Raw genomic sequence first — 18,298 nt, forward strand, 5'->3', positions numbered from 1 at the left:
TGTCATAACGACTTGCTATCTCTGAGGTAACCTTGTGTTGCCAATCTCTACGCTGGCGAGCAACCTTGGCTTGGAGCTTAGCCTCTAGCCGGTTGATTTTCTTCCATCTCCTAGAAGCCTTCACTCCCTTCCTGGGTGCACGCTTTCGTCGCTTAAGTTTGGCGGTCTTGCGAATTTTCTCCTCACTCCTCTGCGTAAACCGAGGATTAGCAACCTCATAGAACTCACTCCCGTCATATAGGGTTATGGCGGTCTCGGTGCCCAAATCGTAGGCAACGATGGACTCATACTTCAAGTCTGACTGGGAACCAAACTTAGACCGAGGTACTTCCACCTCTACGGTGAAGGAAGCATACCACTGCCGTAAAGCTGGCTTGTAGACAATAGTTAGTGTGGTAGGTTTCCCCCAGTCCTTGGCTTTGCCCCGCATCCTCAGGGTAATGCCCAAGTCCCTGAGAGTAACGGTGCCGTGCTTACCATTAGTATTTACCTTCCACCCCGTAGCGCTAGGATATGTCCAGCCAGAATACCGCTTGATTGGCTTAAACTTAGGCTTTTTGCTTAGCCCCTGGAAGAAACGCTGATAGGCATAATCTACCCGCTTGACCGTAGCTTGCAAAGTCATGGAGTGGAGCTGAGCAAACTCCGGCCATGCTTTCTTGAACTCTGGCAGAAGATTCTGCTGCTCAAGGTAAGTAACCGTCCGGCGGTTGCGTCGGTACTCATAGCGTCGGTGAGCAACGCAAGCGTTGTAGAGGTAGCAGTGCAAACGGCGGGCAGACAACAAAGCCCGCTCTTGGGTTTTGTTGGGGTACAGCCGAAAGGTCTGCCGCCTGACTACCAGTGCAGTTTCTGTCACCTTTATAGCTCAGTCGAAGCTACAATAGCTATAGCATAGAAATTGGCAAGTTTTATGGTCGAACTACGAAGCAGCGCTCACGCAGTCTTTAGGATTCACCTGAAAGAGTTTTGGCCGCTAACCGGAGTGTGCTAATTGCGTTTGATGGTGAGCCAGACCATGTTCACCTGCTCATCGACCTGCACCCTGATAACAACATATCTAACCTCGTTTCTTCTCTCAAGTCAGCATCAAGTCGCATACTAAGGCAACAGTTTGCGGAACAGCTCAATAAAGTGTACTGGGGAAAGGCTAAGCTTTGGCATGATTCTAAGTGCATTGTCTCATGCGGCGGTGCACCTCTAGAAATTGTGAAGCGATATATCCAGAATCAGTCAGGAGGCGCCATCCCTCCCCACCGTATAGACGGTGGGGAATCCCGCGCCTTACGTTGAATTGTGTCTGCGAGGAGCCGGTTCCCTTCCCGTTAGCGGGCCGTAGGCCCTAAACGTTGCAGGATGCAGCTAAGACCAGATCTGGCGGATGGGCAAGGTAAAGCCGGGTAGCACCTCTTCCCCTGAGAGAGTTTGCGGGTCTTCCAGCAATTCCGGCGCCTTCCCTGCCCGGTAGATCATCGCCCGCTTGCCCTTGGGATCCAGCAGCCATCCCAGCCGGCAGCCGTTGTCCATGTACTCCTGCATCTTGGCCTGGGTTTGAGTCCAAGAGTCGGTGGGCGAGAGGATCTCCACCACAAAATCGGGGCACAAGGGCAGGAAGCCCTGACGGGCTTCCGGATCCAAAGCTTCCCACTTCTCAATCGGGATCCAGGCTAAATCGGGAGAGCGGTCGCTGCCCGAAGGCAGAGAAAAGCCGGTGGAGGAATCAAATGTTTTGCCCCGGCCCGATTGCCGATTCCAAAGAGTTAGATCTGTGGTGATCTCGGCGCTCCAGTGGCCCGTTTCTCCCCCGGTTGGAGACATGATGACCAGCTCTCCTTGGGCAGTGCGTTCCAACTTCAGCTCAGGATTAGCGGCACAAAGCCGGATAAAATTCGCCCGCGTCAGGGTTATCAAAGGGCTTAAATTGAGCGTCAAAGTCGTCATGGCAGGAATTGGGCGTTTATTTGTCTATTGTCTATAAATTGCAGGGCGTTTTGCCTTGGAGACCGACAGGCGAGCTAGCGACCGGCCCTTTGTTCGCCAGCAAATTGGGGTAGACTGCTGCCGAGCAGGGGATCCTGAATCAAAAATTAAGCGACGACTTTTTTGAATCTTCGCCCCACGGGATCCCTGCCGCCACAGTTTCGGACTCACCTGGAGCCGAACTACCGCACCTCAGACCCGATGTACAAGCTCAACTTGGCCCTAGAAGAATTGCCCCGCTACACCGCGGCCCCTGCTGAAGTGCCCCTAGAAGTGGTCGGTTCTGCCACGACTGCACAAGAATGAGAGCACCTCACCCATCAAACTGTTTATTGCTTGGTACTTTTCGGGTGGAGCTGCAAGAATGGCTGCCTCAGATTGCACATATGTAGATGGCAACAGTTCGTCGCGGCAGTGGGAGACAAGCTCTTGCGCCGCTTCTGGCGTGGTTTCCAAGTGAAACTGGAGGCCGATCACTGAGCGCCCAAGCTGAAAGGCCTGGTTCTCACAGCCTTCGCTCTTGGCAAGGTGAATTGCACCGGGTGGCAGCTCAAAAGTTTCCCCGTGCCAGTGGAAAACCTCAATTGAGGGCGAGAAGCGAAAGGTTAGCTCATCAGGGGGCTGTACCCCTTGTACCGGCCACCAACCTATTTCCTTAACGGGATTTGGAAACACTCGGCTACCCATTGCGCTGGCAATCAGTTGTGCCCCCAGACAGATGCCCAAAACCGACTTGCCGGCCTCAATGGCATTGCGGATAAACCCCTTCTCCTGCACTAGCCAAGGAAACGCCCTTTCATCATTGGCGCTCATAGGGCCGCCCATGACGATGAGCATGTCAAATTCATCCAAGCTAGGCAATCTCGTCGATTCAAAAAACTTTGTGCCCGTTACCGGATATCCCTTGGCTTTGAGCCAGGACTCTATGTAGCCGAGACCCTCAAACGGCACATGTTGTAAGTAGTAGGCACGCATACTGATTTCAATGACTAACACCGCAGTCCAGCATAGCTCCTGGGATTCCCTTGCTGGCAGTGCTTCCGGGATTAGAAGGTCAAGTTTCCCAAGGCTGAAGTTCTTCTCGATCTGCCGATTGCGTCATGCTTGGGGATCTCTAAGCTGTCACTGCTTCCGGTTTTATCTCTACTAGGAGTAAAGAGTAGACGAGATGGGATCCCTTCTCATCACTCACAAGCTATTAGGGCTGGCAACATAACGGTATGCCGCTCTCTTCTTGCTCGCGCTGTACAGCCGGTCAGCGAGCTCCGCAATCTCCAAATGTAACGCAAGCCGTTCTAGCCAGGCGACAGGAATTCCTTGTACACCATAGTACGCTCCTGCCACTTGCCCACATACCGCAGCGGTTGTGTCGGCATCGTCGCCTAGATTTGCCGCCATGAGAACCGCTTCCTCAAAACTGTGGGAACGAACGAAACACCACATCGCCGCTTCCAGACTGTCCACCACATACCCGGAGCCGCGTATCTCATCTTCCGGCTTTTGACAGTAGGCTCCACGGGCAATCGCAACGATCTTCTCGGCCCCCACGAATGTCTGGCTGTCACCCAGAGCAACCTCATCCTTTGAGCTACCAGATAACGCCCGACAAATGATCCGCGCCAAAAGACGACAAGCGTCTAGGCATTCCGCCGCACCGTGAGTAACTCGGGAACTCTCCGCTGCAAATCGTTCTGCTGCTTGCAGGTCCGGGAAGAAGAACATAGGAATCGGCGCTAACCGCATTATGCATCCATTGCCGGCTAAGCGCGGATCGCTTGACCCGGCAAAGGGGTTTCCTGTCTGGCGAAACCTGCGCAATGCAGAGGCGGTCGTAGAACCCATGTCGAAACATGTCCCAGTACTGCTCAAGTAACCCGTCTCGGCCCACTTGCAATAACGCCTCATTTGATCATGAGCGTCAAACCCGTTGCACTCAGCAAGGCTGGTTGCCAGGCAAAGCGCCATCGAAGTATCATCAGTCCACTGGCCTGCACGGAGATGGAATGAACCTCCGCCGACCATATCCGTCATCGGTGTAAAGCTTCCCCGTGGGCGAAACTCAACGGTAGTGCCGATAGCATCCCCAACGGCAAGACCGAGAAGACACCCACGGAAACGGTCTTGTTGCTGCATCTGCGTTCTCCCAAGTGGGGTAACGTTTGAGCTCAGTCCGCGGCCCGTCAGGGCCGTCGCGCCTGCAGCGATGAGTTAGGAGTACTCAATATCTATTAAAACCTTTCCTTTACTACCAGCACCAACATTCACTTTTACCCCCTCAATGGGGACATCTAGATGGAAGCCTGCCTGCTCATCCATCATAATTTTCATCCGCTTTGCCCCGTGTTCTTTGCCCGCCTTGATTAGGTCAACGGCTACCTTCGATTGCTTCTCTACGGCTTTCCCAGGTTCTAGAAAATCGAAGACCTTATCAGCGATCCAAAAGAACGGAGCATAAATTTGGCCAAGAACAGGAATTTCAAGGAGATCTTTGATTGCGCTCCGAAAGCCATCTCTTGTTGTCAGGTCATAGTTGCTTTTCATAACTGGCACCTTGTCGGAAGGACTCCTAACAGTTGAACTCACCCGCCGTCAATGACTTAGAGTGCTGAAGATAGCCTAGCATACAATCGGGTGCAGTGATTTGTTATGCTATGTAAGTTTTTCGCTATTCGCCTCTACTACCCACCAACCCCAGCGCCCCCTCACCAACAACCTTTGGAGCAGGTCAGTGATGCTCTCCGAGTCAAGCACTACTCCTACCAGACTAAGAAATTTTATCTTCTCCGGATCCGTCGACATATCTTGTTTCACAACAAGCGACACCCCAAGGAGATGGGTGGCGAGCAGATCAATGCCTTCTTAACCCACTTAGCGGTGGAGGAGAGGGTGGCGGCGTCCACGCAGAACCAAGCTCTCAGTGCGCTGTTGTTCCTTTACCGAGAAGTTTTGCATCTGGAGCTAGACCTTGACCTAGACGCCGTACGAGCCAGGCGCTCAAGCTATTTGCCTACGGTCTTAACCCCTGAGGAGGTCAAGGCTGTCATTGTGCATCTGTCTGGGATCTATCGCTTGGTGGTGCAGGTGCTGTATGGCAGTGGCTCGAGGTTGGCAGGAGCTCAGCAGCTCCGGGTTAAGGATGTGGATTTTGCCCAACGGCAACTGGCGATTCGCAATAGCAAAGGGATGGAGAGCCGGTTAACGATGCTGCCAGAAACCCTAGTGGAACCTTTGCAAGAACACTTGCTCTGGGTTAAGCAACAACATCAGCAGGACTTGGAATAGGGATACGGCTCTGTCTATTTGCCCTTTGCTTTGGAGCGCAAGTACAGCCTGTTCAATAATCAAGGGGTACATTAGATTTCTTTACGCTATACTTTATATTTTGCTCCCAGCTCACGAACGATAGGTAGCTCGCTTAACCAGGATAAATCTCTCCCAATGACCAGCTCCATCAGTGTAGCGTGATGAGTGTTTCTCATAGGAATCAAGCGCATTTGGAATCTGTGCTTGCGTACCATTTCTCTTATTTCTTCTGAATCTTCATATGTCATCAAAAAATCACCTGACAGAGACTTACATATTGTAAAAAGCCTATTATGATCAATTTGGTGATGCTTGTAGAGTCGTCTACCTGCTTGCTTTCTACCGGCTGTGTAGGGAGGGTCAACAAAATAGACAACATCCCCCCGAGAAGCAAACTCTCCCATCACTTTTAATCCATCATCATGACGGAAGTCAATTCTACTGACAATATGATTGAGGTTAACAATTCTCTGAGCAAGGGTGCTCGGGTACCATCGAGAGCCAATTCCTTTTCCGTTCTCTCCGTACTTGATAAAGCGAGAGCCTTTAGCGAGAATCCCGCCGTGTAGCGTTCGGTTTTTCAAAATCGTTTGAAACGCTTGCTCTCTTCTTGTTCTGGGAACTCGCTGAAGTTCTTCTTCAACGTTTTCTCTCGTCATTGGAAATGTCAAGATTTGATGAGCTAGCCACTCGGCATCACCGTTGACAATGGTTTCCCAGACTGAGGCAATTTCGTCGTCCAGTTCAACCATAACTGCCATTTCAACCCAATTCTCGAAGAGAGCAGTAAGGCTAATGATCCCACCACCAGCGAAAGGCTCGACCAGGACACGCGGTTTGACCTTCAGGCTAGTCATCCAACCTCGGAATGTTGGCACAAACCATGTCTTACCACCTGGATAGCGGAAAGGACTTCGCTGCGGTATGGAGGCAACATTCACAGGACGCGGTAGAGGTGTTCCCTCAGATAGGTCGTAAAACAATGAGAGTTGTCTCTGCATCGCTGTGGTTAAAACGGACTCTCAACAGTTTGGTTGGTTGGTTGGTTGGTGAGCTTTAAGTTGCTTATCAAGCTTTTTCTACAGCGACCTTATGAAGTCTTCCATCTTTCCAGGCGATGATGTAGCAATAGAAACCAAAGCGGACTCAAATTTAGTAAAAACTTCATCCACCTTTGTAAGATAATATCGTCTATGATCTCCTTCTTTGTGTAGTTTTAGGTCGTAAAGAAACCACCCAATATCGGCTTCATCTTTTGAAACTTGTTCCAGAGGAGGTAGGGTAGCGAAGAAAGATCTGTTCAGCGCTACAGCAATTTTCTTTCGCCAACTGCGCAAGATCCCACCTTTGTAAACAAGTTGAGGGACAAGCCTTTTTCGAGAGGATGAGAGATAGTCAGGCCGAGGATAACTTGGCTTGCTTGACCAATCCATCAAAGCTCCGATCTGTGGATTACCTATGTAACGCTCAAATGGCTTGCGAACGTTGCCAGAAATGTAGACAGCCTGAATTTCAAGAGCTCCAAAGTCAGCAATCTTGCCATCATCGTCGTATGCAACAAGCACCACATCAATGTTTCCGGCAGTCTTACCCTCGGCATCCTTCAGACGCACTTCTGTCAGGGAAGTCCACCTCACTCCTTCTCCAAAGAAGAAAGAAGCAGCATGATCTGCAACAATCCAATTTTGACGAAACCTAATTGGACAAGTGATGACAGGCTCATTTTCATGATAGATGCTACATACTCCAAGAGGATCTTCTGCTTTGTCTTTTGTGCATTTCGGCACCTTATTGTTGAAAGGACAAAGGCGTTCAGAACGGTACCGCTCTGCTGTTTCGGTTTGATCTGTAACAAGATAGCCAAAGACTTCTGCTAATGGCTGTCTCTTACTACTCATGTAGATTCTTCCTGACTCCAAAGGGCCGCAGGATGCTAATCTTTAAATGACCGCAAGCTTCCTCTTAGCAGAGAACTCCGAGCCCAGAGGAAAGCCTTGGCTGGCTGACAACCTCAATATTAGCTTATAGAGTGCAAGAAACCTGCACTCTAAGCTCTTCTCAAGAGGAAAGCCCCCCTTTGCAATTATTGCGAATTGTTACGAGGCTGGCGTTATACCCCCAGCAGGGATCCGGTTCTCTGGTAGAACGGGAAACAGGCGCTGGGGAAGAATGCCCATTCCCGGCCCACTTGCTTTTTTGCATTGCACAAGGGAGAGCGACTGCATGTTTACTCTGGTTAAGCCCATCACCCGCCACGTGACCCCTGCTGAGCTGGGGGGGCGCCGACTGATGAAGGTGGTGTACGTGGTGTTGGAGCCGCAGTATCAGAGTGCCCTGACGGCGGCGGTGCAGCGCATCAATGCCCAGAACCCCAAGCTGGCGGTGGAGCTGTCTGGCTACTTGGTGGAAGAGCTGCGGGATCCCGCGGGGTATGAGGCTTTCCGGCGGGATCTGGAGACGGCCAATGTCTTTATCGGCTCCTTGATCTTCATTGAGGACATTGCCCAGAAGGTGGTACAGGCAGTAGAACCCCTGCGGGAGCGGCTGGATGCGGTGGTGGTGTTCCCCTCCATGCCAGAGGTGATGCGCCTTAATAAGCTGGGATCCTTTTCCATGGCGCAACTGGGCCAATCTAAGAGCGCCATTGCCCAGTTCATGCGCAAGCGCCAACAGGGATCCAACTTCCAAGAGGGGATGCTGAAGCTGCTGCAGACGCTGCCCAAGGTGTTGAAGTACCTGCCCTTTGACAAGGCCCAGGATGCCCGCAACTTCATGCTCAGCTTCCAGTACTGGCTGGGCGGATCCCGCGAGAACCTGGAGAACTTTTTGCTGATGCTGGCGGATCGCTACCTGCCGGGGATGCGGGATCAGGTTAAGTTTGCCGAGCCGGTCACCTATTTGGAGATGGGCATTTGGCACCCGCTGGCGCCGCAGATGTTTGCCAGCCTGGCGGAGTATTGGGATTGGTACAACGCCCGCGAGGATCTGCCAGAAGACGTGAAGGATCCCCTGGCCCCCTGTGTGGGGCTGGTGCTGCAGCGCACCCACCTGGTGACGGGGGACGATGCCCACTACGTGGCCATGGTGCAAGAGCTGGAGTCGCGCGGGGCGCGGGTGGTGCCGGTGTTTGCCGGCGGCTTGGACTTTTCCAAGACGGTGAACGAGTTTTTCTGGAACGAGCAGAAGACGACGCCAATTGTGGATGTGGTGGTGTCGCTGACGGGGTTTGCCCTGGTGGGCGGGCCGGCGCGGCAGGATCACCCCAAGGCCGTGGAGGCGCTGCAACGGCTCAATCGCCCCTACATGGTGGCGCTGCCCTTGGTGTTTCAATCCACAGAGGAATGGGCCACTAGTGACTTAGGCCTGCACCCGGTGCAGGTGGCGCTGCAGATTGCCATTCCTGAGCTGGATGGGGCCATCGATCCCATCATCCTCTCGGGCCGGGACGCCGCCACCGGCAAGGCCCATGCTCTGCAGGATCGGATTGAGCTGATCGCGGCGCGGGCCATCAAGTGGGCCAATCTGCGGCGTAAGCCCAAGCTGGAGAAGAAAATTGCCATCACCGTCTTCAGCTTCCCGCCGGACAAGGGCAATGTGGGGACGGCGGCCTACTTAGATGTGTTTGCTTCCATCCACCGCGTCATGCAGGCGCTGGCCCACAACGGCTATGACCTGGGGCCAGAGCTGCCCAAAACGCCGCAGGAGTTGATGGAGGCCATCCTGCACGATGCCCAGGCCCAGTACGCCAGCCCGGAGCTGAACGTGGCTGCCAAGCTGTCGGTGCGGGAATACGAGGCCCTGACGCCCTATGTCAAAGCCATTGAAAAATATTGGGGGCCACCCCCAGGGCACCTGAACACCGACGGGCAGAATCTGCTGATTTACGGCAAGCACTTTGGCAACGTGTTCATCGGGGTGCAGCCCACGTTTGGCTACGAAGGGGATCCCATGCGGCTGCTTTTTTCTAGATCGGCCAGCCCCCACCACGGTTTTGCCGCCTACTACACCTATTTGGAGAAAGTGTGGGGAGCCGATGTGGTGGTGCACTTTGGCACCCATGGCTCTTTGGAGTTCATGCCCGGTAAGCAAATTGGCATGTCGGGCGAGTGCTACCCGGATAATTTGATTGGATCCCTGCCCAACCTGTACTACTACGCGGCCAACAACCCCAGCGAGGCCACCATCGCCAAGCGGCGCGGCTACGCCTGCACCATCAGCTACCTGACGCCGCCGGCAGAAAATGCCGGCCTCTACAAGGGGTTGCAGGAGCTGCGGGAGTTGATTGGCTCTTACCAAACCCTGCGGGAGGGAGCACGGGGCATTGCCATTGTCAACGCCATCTGTGACAAGGCGCGCCTGGTCAACCTGGACAAGGACGTGGAGCTGCCAGAGGGGGATGCCGGCCAGCTCACCCTGGAAGAACGGGACACAGTGGTGGGCCAGCTCTACGCCAAGCTGATGGAGATTGAGTCGCGGCTATTGCCCTGTGGGCTGCATGTGATCGGGGCGCCCCCTACCGCAGAGGAAGCCATCGCCACGCTGGTCAGCATCGCCAGCATTGACCGCCCAGAAGAAGGGATCCTTGGCCTGCCTCGCATTATTGCCCAGAGCCTAGGCCGGGATATCGACGAGATCTACCGCAACCGGGATCGGGGGCACCTGGCGGATACGGAGCTGCTGGATCGCATCAACAAGGCCTGCCACAAGGCAGTGGCGGCCCTGGTGCAGGAGCAAACCGACGCCCAGGGGCGGGTCTCCAGGGTAGCTAAGCTCAACTTCTTCAACATGGGGCGGCAGGCGCCCTGGCTGGTGGCCCTCAAGGAGGCGGGCTATCCCCAGGTGGATGCAGAGCTCCTCAAGCCTCTGTTCGAGTTTTTGGAAGAGTGCCTTAAGCAAATTACGGCTGACTACGAGCTGGGATCGCTGCTGCGGGCCTTGGAAGGGGAGTACATCCTGCCGGGGCCGGGCGGGGATCCCATCCGCAACCCCAATGTATTGCCGACGGGGCGCAACCTGCACGCTTTGGATCCCCAGTCCATCCCCACGGCAGCGGCCATCAAGTCGGCGGAGATCGTGGTGGAGCGGCTGCTGGCACGGGAGCTGAGTGCCAACGGCGGCAGGTACCCGGAGACCATCTCGGTGGTGCTCTGGGGCACGGACAACATCAAGACTTATGGGGAATCGCTGGCCCAGGTGCTGTGTTTGCTGGGGGTGCGTCCCAAGCCGGATGCCCTGGGGCGGGTGAACAAGGTGGAGCTGATCCCTCTGGCGGAGCTGGGGCGGCCCCGCATCGACGTGGTGGTCAACTGCTCGGGGGTGTTCCGGGATCTGTTTGTCAACCAAATGGCTCTCCTCGACCGGGCGGTGAAGCTGGCGGCCTTGGCCGACGAGCCGCTGGAGCTGAACTTTGTGCGCAAGCACGCCCTACAGCAGGCCAAGGAGCTGGGGCTGACGCTGGAGCAGGCGGCAACGCGGGTCTTTTCCAACGCTTCCGGCTCCTACTCGGCCAACATCAACCTGGCGGTAGAAAACAGCTCCTGGGAAGACGAGAGCGAGCTGCGGGAGATGTATCTATCCCGCAAGTCCTTTGCCTTCGGCTCCAATCTGCCCAACCAGCAGATGCGGCAGCTTTTTGAGGCCAGCCTGAAAACGGTGGACGTTACCTTCCAGAATCTGGATTCCTCGGAGATCAGCCTGACGGATGTCAGCCACTACTTCGACTCGGATCCCACCAAGCTGGTGCAGAGCCTGCGCCCGGACGGCAAGGCCCCCTCGGCCTACATGGCGGATACCACCACGCCCAACGCCCAGATCCGCACCCTGAGCGAGACGATCCGCCTTGATGCTCGCACCAAGCTGCTCAACCCCAAGTGGTACGAGGGCATGCTCAAGCACGGCTACGAAGGGGTGCGGGAGATCGCCAAGCGGCTGGTGAACACCTCCGGCTGGTCGGCCACGGCAGGCGCGGTGGACAACTGGATCTACGAGGAAACCAACGAGACCTTCATCAAGGACGAGGCGATGCGGCAGCGGCTGATGAACCTCAACCCCCACTCCTTCCGGCGCATCGTCGGATCCCTGTTGGAGGTGCACGGGCGTGGCTACTGGCAGACTTCCCAGGCCAATATTGAGCGCCTGCAGGAGCTGTACCAAGAAGTGGAAGACCGGATCGAGGGGGTGGAATAGGGGCCAAAGGGGATCCCTGCCGATCGTTGGCGCCGTTGCCACTGGAAGAGGGGTGCAGGAGTTCTACCCCAGCAAACCCGACCAGTGCAGGTAGGCTTCCACCAGGGGGGATCCCGCCAAGGCGGCCACGGCACCGCCCAGAGCCAAGTAGGGGCCGAAGGGGATGGGTTTGCCCAGGCGGGCCTTTCCTTTGGTCATGGCCAGCAGGCTGCCCAGCAAGCCGAAGCCGGAACCCAAAAGGAGAGTCACCACGACTCCTTGCCAGCCCAGCCACATGCCGATCAGAGCCAGCAGCTTGCCATCTCCTCCGCCCATGGCCTCCCGCTGCAAAACCCAGCGGGCAACAAAGCCAATGCCCTCCAGCAACCAAATGCCCAATACGGCCCCCGCGATCCCGGCCACCAGCGACAGGCCCATGGCCGCCAGGGATCCGGATCCTTCCAGCCAGGGCAGCGCCAAGCGGGCCAGCAGCCCCGCCAGCAAGCCGGAGCGGGTGAGCGCTTCCGGCAGCAAGAACGTGTCCAGATCAACCAGCGCCAGGGCCAGCAGCCAGCCCAACAAGACACAGGTGAGGATCCCGCGGGGGGAAAAACCCAAGATGGCGATGCTGAGGCCAAACAGCACCAGGGTCAAGGCTTCAACGGCAGGGTAGCGCCAGCTAATCTGCGCACCGCAGTGGCGGCAGCGGCCCCGCAGCAGGAACCAGCCCAGAATGGGGATGTTCTCCGTCGGGCCCAGCGGTGTTTTGCAGTGGGGACAATGGGATCCAGGATAGAGCAGAGAGAGGCCCCGCGGCAGGCGATAGACTACCACATTGAGAAAGCTGCCCACACAGGCTCCCAGCACCAACACCAGCACCCAGCCCAACAGGCGCAGCTCCCAGATGCCGTTCGCGTCGGCGTTGCTCAGCCACATTGCGCAAGCGCTGCGTAGCAGGAGAGAAGGTTGAGCATGGCAACCACTTCAAAAGGGCAGGAGAAGAACGGGAGAGGAGCCCTTCTGCCTCACCGCAGCGGCTCCAACTGCTGCAGCGGAATAAAGGTTTCTTGGGGCAGCAGAATGGGAAACTCAGAAAAGATCAGATCCCCTCTCAGGGTACGGCGGTGGATGACCACACCCCGCGGCGGCTGCTCCAGCACCTCCGGTCGATGCTGGAGATGAAATTGATAGATCTGACGAGCTGCTTGCAGCAACGCGCTGTCCATGTGCGGTTTCCCTACCTTGCGAAGCCCACTATTACCCTAACGATGTTCCCAAAGTCGCTTGGGATCCCTAACGTTCTGTCCGCCCTCTTTGAGCTTTTTTAGAAACGCTTAAGGTTCCTTAAAAGAGCCTTAAAAAGCGAGGATCCCTTGAACCGTTCGCACAAACGGAATGGAGTCTCTACACCTGCTCCTCCACAAAAGACAAGCTGAGCCAGCCTGGCCCTGGCAAGCCTAAACCCAGGATATCGCCGCCGGGGGGTTATGGGCCATCTCCGCCCACTCAATTCCCAATACTCTTTAGGGAACGGGGGCATGCTTCTGGCAACCATGAAGCATTCTGGAGTTGTCGGCAGCCGGCTCAAGACGGTTTGCCCTCAGGGCTGGGGGAGATCAAGTTTGGGCCCATGCTGTAGGAAGAGCCACGGTAACTGGGTTTGGGGTTAAGCTTGTCTTGGAAGCGGGTGATGATCTGGATGGTGCGCTGCACGTCTGCCGGAAAGATCACCACCAGGTCTCCGGGTTCGGCCTTTTCCAAAGCAGTTTCGATGGCAGTTGCCTCATCCAGGATCTCCTGCAAGCGATCCCCTGCCTTTTCCTGTTCCCAACCCTGCCGGATCAGAGCGGCCACTTCGCCTGGCTCCCGTCCCCGCCGGTCATCATCTTCTTTGACGATGGCTCGGTCGAACATCCGCGCCGCCAGGACTCCCAACTCTCTCAGATCGCTGTTGCGCCGATCCCCGGGGCCGCCAATCACGCCAATCTTCCGCTGACAATCCCAGCGTTCCAGGGTGCTCTGAATGGCCTCGTAGCCTGCCGGGTTGTGTGCGTAGTCCACCAACACCTGGTAGCCGCCCACATCGAACAAGTTGAGCCGACCGGGGGTTTGAGCCACAGAACTGGTAAAGGTGCCCAGTGCCATGCGGATGTCGTCGATGGAAACCCCGTGCAGGAAGGCGGCCAGGGTGGCGGCCAGGGCATTTTGGATCATGAAGCTGGCCTTGCCGGAGAGGGTGAGGGGAATGTTGGTTACATCTTCGATGCGCAGTTTCCAGCCCCGTTTCAAAATCGAGATGTGACCCTCTTCATAAACAGCCGCTGTGCCCCCGGAAGCAATGTGCTTTTGAATGAGGGGATTCTCCGGGTTCATGCTGAAATAGGCCACCGTCGCCTTGACGTTGGCGGCCATGGCGGCCACCAGGCCGTCGTCGGCATTTAAGACGGCGTAGCCCCGCTCGTGTACCGCCTCCACCAAAACCGATTTGACGCGGGCCATGTCTTCCAGGGTTTCGATGTCCCCCAGCCCCAGGTGATCTGAGGTTACGTTGAGCACCACGCCAATGTCGCATTCCGGGAACCCCAAACCCTCCCGCAAGATACCGCCCCGTGCCGTTTCCAGCACCGCCACTTCTACGGTGGGATCCCGCAGCACCAGGCGGGCGCTGTGGGGGCCGGTCATGTCTCCCTTGGCAATTTGATGGTTTTGAATGTAAACGCCGTCGGTGGTGGTAAAGCCGACCCGCTTGCCGATACCTTTGAGGATGTGGGCGATCAGGCGGGTAGTGGTGGTTTTGCCGTTAGTGCCGGTGACGGCCAGGATGGGGATACGGGTGTGGCTGCCGGGGGGAAAGAGCATGTCGATGATGGGCTCGGCCACATTGCGCGGGATCCCTTCGCTGGGGGCCAGGTGCATACGCAAACCCGGAGAGGCGTTCACTTCGACGATGCCGCCGCCGGTTTCGTTGACGGGCTGGGCGATGTCCGGGCAGATGAGGTCGATGCCCGCCACATCCAGGCCGATGATCTGAGCTGCCCGCTCGGCAATAAAGGCATTGTAGGGGTGGATGATATCGGTGCAATCGACGGCAATGCCGCCGGTGCTCAAGTTGGCCGTGGACTTGAGGGTGCAATGCTCTCCTTCGGGCAGCACGGTATCCAGGGTGTAGCCTTTGCTCTCCAGGATGCGCAGGGTCATGTCGTCAACGCTGATCTGGGTCAGCACGTTTTCGTGACCAAACCCCCGCCGCGGATCCCGGTTGACCGCATCGATCAACTCTTGAATGGTGGAGCGGCCATCCCCCACTACATGGGCTGGGATCCGTTTGGCCACGGCCACCAGTTTGTTGTTGATCACCAGCAGGCGGTAGTCATCCCCCACCAGGTGTTGTTCCACCAACACCACATCGGAGTACTGGCTGGCCGCATCGTAGGCGATCTCGGCGGCCTCCAAGCTGGTGATGTTGACGGTGATGCCCTTGCCATGGTTGGCGTTGAGGGGCTTGATCACCACCGGAAAGCCCCCCACATCCTCGATAGTGGCCGCCAACTCGCTGCGACGCCGCACGGTGTAGCCCTTGGGCACCGGGATCCCCATGTCTTGCAGCAGTTCTTTGGTGGCCCGTTTGTCGGCGGCCAGGTCGGCGGCAATGATGCTGGTTTTTTCGGTGGTGGTGGCTTCGATGCGCTTTTGGTAGACTCCGTACCCCAGTTGCACCAGGGATCCCTTGTTAAGGCGGAGATAGGGGATGCCGCGCAGGGCGGCCTCATCCAGCAGAGCTTGGGTGCTGGGACCGAAGCGGACGTTTTCTCGGATCTCTCGCAACTCTTGGATGTCCAGCTCCAGGTCGCGGCGGTAGTCTTCTCCATCCACCAAGGCCTGACAGAGATACACTGCAGCTTTGGCGGCAAAGCGCCCGGCTTCTGCCTCCTGATACTCAAAGACGACGTTGTAGGTGCCGGGGGTGGAGGTTTCGCGGGTGCGGCCAAAATCCACTTTCATGCCGGCCAGGGTCTGCAGTTCCAAAGCCACATGCTCCACCACATGGCCCATGAGGGTACCCTCTTCCACCCGTTGCAAGAATCCCCCATAGCAGCCGCGGGAGCACTGATGTTCCCACAGTCCCGGCAACAAGGTCTGCAACCTTTCTTTAAAACCCGGAATGGTGTTGGTGGGGCGCTCCCGCAGGTCTTCCAGATCGAGCCGCATTTGGATCAGCTTGTGACGACGGATGCTCCAGTAGTTGGGGCCACTGAGAACGCGGATGGATCGAATGCGCATAGGGTTCAAGGAAAACGGTAGAGAGGGGAACAGACGACTGCTGCTTATCTGAGAAGGTTGGCGCGGGGAACTTCCTCGGCATCTGCGAGCCCTACCTGGTGCTGCAAAGCACTTGAACAGCTCGCCACGCGAACAGCCCTAATCTACACTCCCTTTGCCAGGGGCGAGAAAGAGTATCCTTTAATACGATTTTTTGGCAGGCGAGCAAGGTTAAGACAACGCCATGGATCCCGCCTGAGGGCGACAGTACAGTGGGGGCAAACGTGCTGCGAGGAGATGGAAAGAACCTATCTGCTGGGGCTGGGCTGGATCCTGGGCCTGTTGCTGCGGGCCTGGCCGGCGGTGAGCGGCTGGGGCTGGGGGATCCCGCTGGGGCTGGGATTGGTGGGATCCCTGGGGTGGCGGCGACGACCGCGTTTGGCCCGCACCTGGCTGGCGATGGGTCTGGTGGGCTGCCTGGCCTGGGCCTACCTGGGCTGGCGGCAGCCGGTTCCCGGCCCGACGGATATTAGCCTGCTGGCGCCGCAGCCGCAGATGAGCCTGGTGGGCACCGTTCTTGCGGAGCCCCGTCCCACCCGCAGCGAGCGGCGGCAGTTTTGGCTTGAGGCGGAGCAGGTGTTGGAGGCCAACTCCACCGCTCGCCAGGTGAGCGGCAAGCTCTACGTCACTGCCAGCCCTGAAGCTCTCCCAAGCCAGGATCTCCATCCCAACCAGCGGGTGCGCCTGACGGGATCCCTCTACCTTCCCAGTCCAGCCCTGAACCCAGGCAGCTTTGATTTTCAGGTCTATCTGCAGCGGCAGGGGGCTTTTGCGGGGTTCAGCGCTCGCGAGGTGATTCCCCAACCGGGCGGGAGGGGCTGGGGAGGTTGGGTGTTGCGGCGGCGGGTGCGGGAGGCGTTCATTGCCGGGCTGGGGGAGCGGCAGGGGAACCTCTTGGCTTCCCTGGTGCTGGGATCCCGCGCTGCTCAACTGGACTTTGATTTGCAGGATGCCTTTCGAGAAGTTGGCCTGGCCCACGTCCTGGCGGCCTCTGGGTTTCACGTGTCGCTGCTGGTGGGGGTGGTGTTCGTCCTGACGCGGCGGCTGGCGGTGCGCCTGCAGCAAGGGATCCTCCTGGCGGTCTTGGGGATTTACCTCACCTTGACGGGGTTTACGCCTTCGGTGCTGCGGGCGGCGGTGATGGGGGTGGCGGCCATGCTGGTGCTGACGGAGCCCAGACTGGAAGGAAAAGTCGGGCTTAACCCCCTGGGGACGCTGCTGGTGGCGGCAGTTTTGCTCTTGATCTACCAGCCCCTGTGGATTACGGACTTGGGGTTTCAGCTTAGCTTTGCTGCCACCTTGGGGCTGCTGGTGGGGACGGCGCCGATTGTATCCCGCTTGGACTTTTTGCCGCCGGCGGTGGCTACCGCTCTGGCCGTTCCGCTGGCCGCCCAGATCTGGACCCTGCCGCTACAGGTGGTTATCTTTGGCCGCATCCCCACCTACTCGCTGCTGGCCAACCCGCTGCTATTGCTTCTAGTAGTGCCGCTGCTGGTGGCAGGGTTTGGGGCGGCCCTGGTGGCCTTAATCTGGCCGGGGCTGGGATCCCTGCTGGCCCGGCCCTTGACGTTTTTGCTCACGCCTTTGATCAACTGGGTGAGCTGGATGGCCGGCTGGCCCCTAAGCTCCTACTACACCGGCAGGGTCTCGTTGCTGCAGTGCCTGCTCCTCTACGGGGCGCTGGTGGCCCTGACCTTTTGGCCCCGCTGGCGGCGGGCTTTCCGCTGGCAGGGTACTGCTCTGGTTATGGCTGCCATCCTGCTGGGGCCGAGGCTGTGGCCGGGGCCGCCAGTTCAGATCACAGCTTTGGCCAGTGGCCGTATCCCCATCCTGGCCATCCAAGCCGAAGGACGCCATCTCTTACTGAACAGCGGCGATCCCCGCTTGGCCGAGCGCACGGTGCTGTCCTTTTTGCAGCAGCAGGGCCTGCGCCGTCTGGAGGGGGCGGTGGCCATGACCTCTGCCGGCTCGGCCAATGGGGGCTGGGAGATCCTGCTTTCGGCTTTCTCCATCGGGCAGTTCTGGGATGGGGGCGGCGTCAATGCCGCCTCGGACAGCTACCTGCGCTCCCTCAGCGCCGTGCAAGCAGCCGGGATCCCCTATCAAGTCTTGCGGCCTGCGGATTGGATCCCTTTTTCGGAGCGGCTGAAGCTGCAGGCTGTCCACACCAACCCTCTGGTGTTGACCCTGGAGGCGGAGGGATCCCGTTGGCTGCTCTTGGGATCCGCCGGCACCAACGTCCAGGCTGAGCTAACCGGATCCCCCCTACTGCCGGCCCAGATCGACTGGCTGTGGTGGGATGGGGGATCCGTGATCCTGGACTTGCTGGAGCGCTTTCAGGTGCAGGCAGGCATCAGCTCCGGCCCTGTTGGCGAGGCAGTAGCCACCTGGTTTCGGCAAAAGCAGCGGCCCCTCTACATTGCCGAGCGCGTTGGAGCAGTGAGCTGGTCGCGGCGGGGCGTGCAAACCCTGAGGGCGCAACTGGACGGATAGGTGGCTTGGGAGAGAAAAGCTGACGCGACAGCTCGGT

At 57.5% G+C, this 18,298-nt stretch carries 15 protein-coding genes; 5 read left to right on the forward strand and 10 right to left on the reverse strand.

Annotated elements, in window-relative coordinates; translation table 11 throughout:
- Window positions 1-859 (reverse strand): RNA-guided endonuclease InsQ/TnpB family protein (locus NW826_RS00090; RefSeq protein WP_414509129.1); only part of this gene is annotated, 859 nt, incomplete at its 3' end.
- Between the two features lie 110 nt (window positions 860-969).
- Here NW826_RS00090 and tnpA point away from each other — a divergent pair.
- The gene (gene tnpA, locus NW826_RS00095; RefSeq protein WP_414509130.1) at window positions 970-1,293 is read left to right on the forward strand and encodes an IS200/IS605 family transposase; all 324 of its coding nucleotides are present in this window, start codon (window positions 970-972) and stop codon (window positions 1,291-1,293) included.
- Window positions 1,294-1,362: 69 nt separating this feature from the next.
- Here the strand turns inward: tnpA and NW826_RS00100 are convergent, their stop codons facing one another.
- Window positions 1,363-1,941, reverse strand: coding sequence for a Uma2 family endonuclease (locus NW826_RS00100; protein ID WP_414334321.1), 579 nt, complete (start codon window positions 1,939-1,941; stop codon window positions 1,363-1,365).
- A 162-nt stretch (window positions 1,942-2,103) separates the two neighbouring features.
- Between NW826_RS00100 and NW826_RS00105 the strand changes: the two genes are divergently transcribed.
- Window positions 2,104-2,286 carry a hypothetical protein gene (locus NW826_RS00105; RefSeq protein WP_414369186.1) on the forward strand — a complete coding sequence of 61 codons (183 nt, stop codon included), beginning with the start codon at window positions 2,104-2,106 and terminating at the stop codon, window positions 2,284-2,286.
- Here the strand turns inward: NW826_RS00105 and NW826_RS00110 are convergent.
- The 3 genes from NW826_RS00110 to NW826_RS00120 form a co-directional block, all read right to left on the reverse strand.
- Window positions 2,248-2,976, reverse strand: coding sequence for a type 1 glutamine amidotransferase (locus tag NW826_RS00110; RefSeq protein ID WP_414349067.1), 729 nt, complete (start codon window positions 2,974-2,976; stop codon window positions 2,248-2,250). The genes NW826_RS00105 and NW826_RS00110 overlap by 39 nt on opposite strands.
- Window positions 2,977-3,168: 192 nt before the next feature.
- Entirely contained in the window at window positions 3,169-4,113 is a 945-nt protein-coding gene (locus NW826_RS00115) for an ADP-ribosylglycohydrolase family protein (RefSeq protein WP_414509131.1), read from the reverse strand.
- A gap of 75 nt (window positions 4,114-4,188) precedes the next feature.
- Window positions 4,189-4,521 carry a hypothetical protein gene (locus NW826_RS00120; protein WP_414334327.1) on the reverse strand — a complete coding sequence of 111 codons (333 nt, stop codon included), beginning with the start codon at window positions 4,519-4,521 and terminating at the stop codon, window positions 4,189-4,191.
- Between the two features lie 105 nt (window positions 4,522-4,626).
- Here NW826_RS00120 and NW826_RS00125 point away from each other — a divergent pair, with 105 nt between their 5' ends.
- Complete coding sequence (locus NW826_RS00125; RefSeq protein WP_414509132.1) at window positions 4,627-5,262, forward strand: phage integrase N-terminal SAM-like domain-containing protein; 636 nt, start codon at window positions 4,627-4,629, stop codon at window positions 5,260-5,262.
- Between the two features lie 86 nt (window positions 5,263-5,348).
- Here NW826_RS00125 and NW826_RS00130 read toward each other — a convergent pair whose 3' ends face one another.
- A complete protein-coding gene (locus tag NW826_RS00130) occupies window positions 5,349-6,284 on the reverse strand; it encodes a DNA adenine methylase (RefSeq protein WP_414509133.1) in 936 nt (311 codons plus the stop codon).
- A 78-nt stretch (window positions 6,285-6,362) separates the two neighbouring features.
- Window positions 6,363-7,181 carry a NotI family restriction endonuclease gene (locus tag NW826_RS00135; protein WP_414509134.1) on the reverse strand — a complete coding sequence of 273 codons (819 nt, stop codon included), beginning with the start codon at window positions 7,179-7,181 and terminating at the stop codon, window positions 6,363-6,365.
- A 325-nt stretch (window positions 7,182-7,506) separates the two neighbouring features.
- Here NW826_RS00135 and NW826_RS00140 point away from each other — a divergent pair, with 325 nt between their 5' ends.
- Window positions 7,507-11,469, forward strand: a complete 3,963-nt coding sequence (locus NW826_RS00140) for a magnesium chelatase subunit H (RefSeq protein ID WP_414509135.1) — start codon at window positions 7,507-7,509, stop codon at window positions 11,467-11,469.
- Between the two features lie 63 nt (window positions 11,470-11,532).
- Here NW826_RS00140 and NW826_RS00145 read toward each other — a convergent pair whose 3' ends face one another.
- From NW826_RS00145 to cphA, 3 genes are all read right to left on the reverse strand, one after another.
- Window positions 11,533-12,384 carry a prepilin peptidase gene (locus NW826_RS00145; protein WP_414509136.1) on the reverse strand — a complete coding sequence of 284 codons (852 nt, stop codon included), beginning with the start codon at window positions 12,382-12,384 and terminating at the stop codon, window positions 11,533-11,535.
- An 89-nt stretch (window positions 12,385-12,473) separates the two neighbouring features.
- Complete coding sequence (locus NW826_RS00150) at window positions 12,474-12,674, reverse strand: hypothetical protein (protein ID WP_414330572.1); 201 nt, start codon at window positions 12,672-12,674, stop codon at window positions 12,474-12,476.
- A 358-nt stretch (window positions 12,675-13,032) separates the two neighbouring features.
- Window positions 13,033-15,729, reverse strand: a complete 2,697-nt coding sequence (cphA, locus tag NW826_RS00155) for a cyanophycin synthetase (protein WP_414334332.1) — start codon at window positions 15,727-15,729, stop codon at window positions 13,033-13,035.
- A 276-nt stretch (window positions 15,730-16,005) separates the two neighbouring features.
- On the opposite strand from cphA, the gene NW826_RS00160 reads away from it, so the two are divergent.
- Window positions 16,006-18,261, forward strand: coding sequence for a ComEC/Rec2 family competence protein (locus NW826_RS00160; protein ID WP_414509137.1), 2,256 nt, complete (start codon window positions 16,006-16,008; stop codon window positions 18,259-18,261).
- Window positions 18,262-18,298: the final 37 nt, after the last annotated feature.

Source organism: Synechococcus sp. OH20, assembly GCF_047502685.1.
Classification (GTDB): Bacteria; Cyanobacteriota; Cyanobacteriia; order Thermostichales; family Thermostichaceae; genus Thermostichus.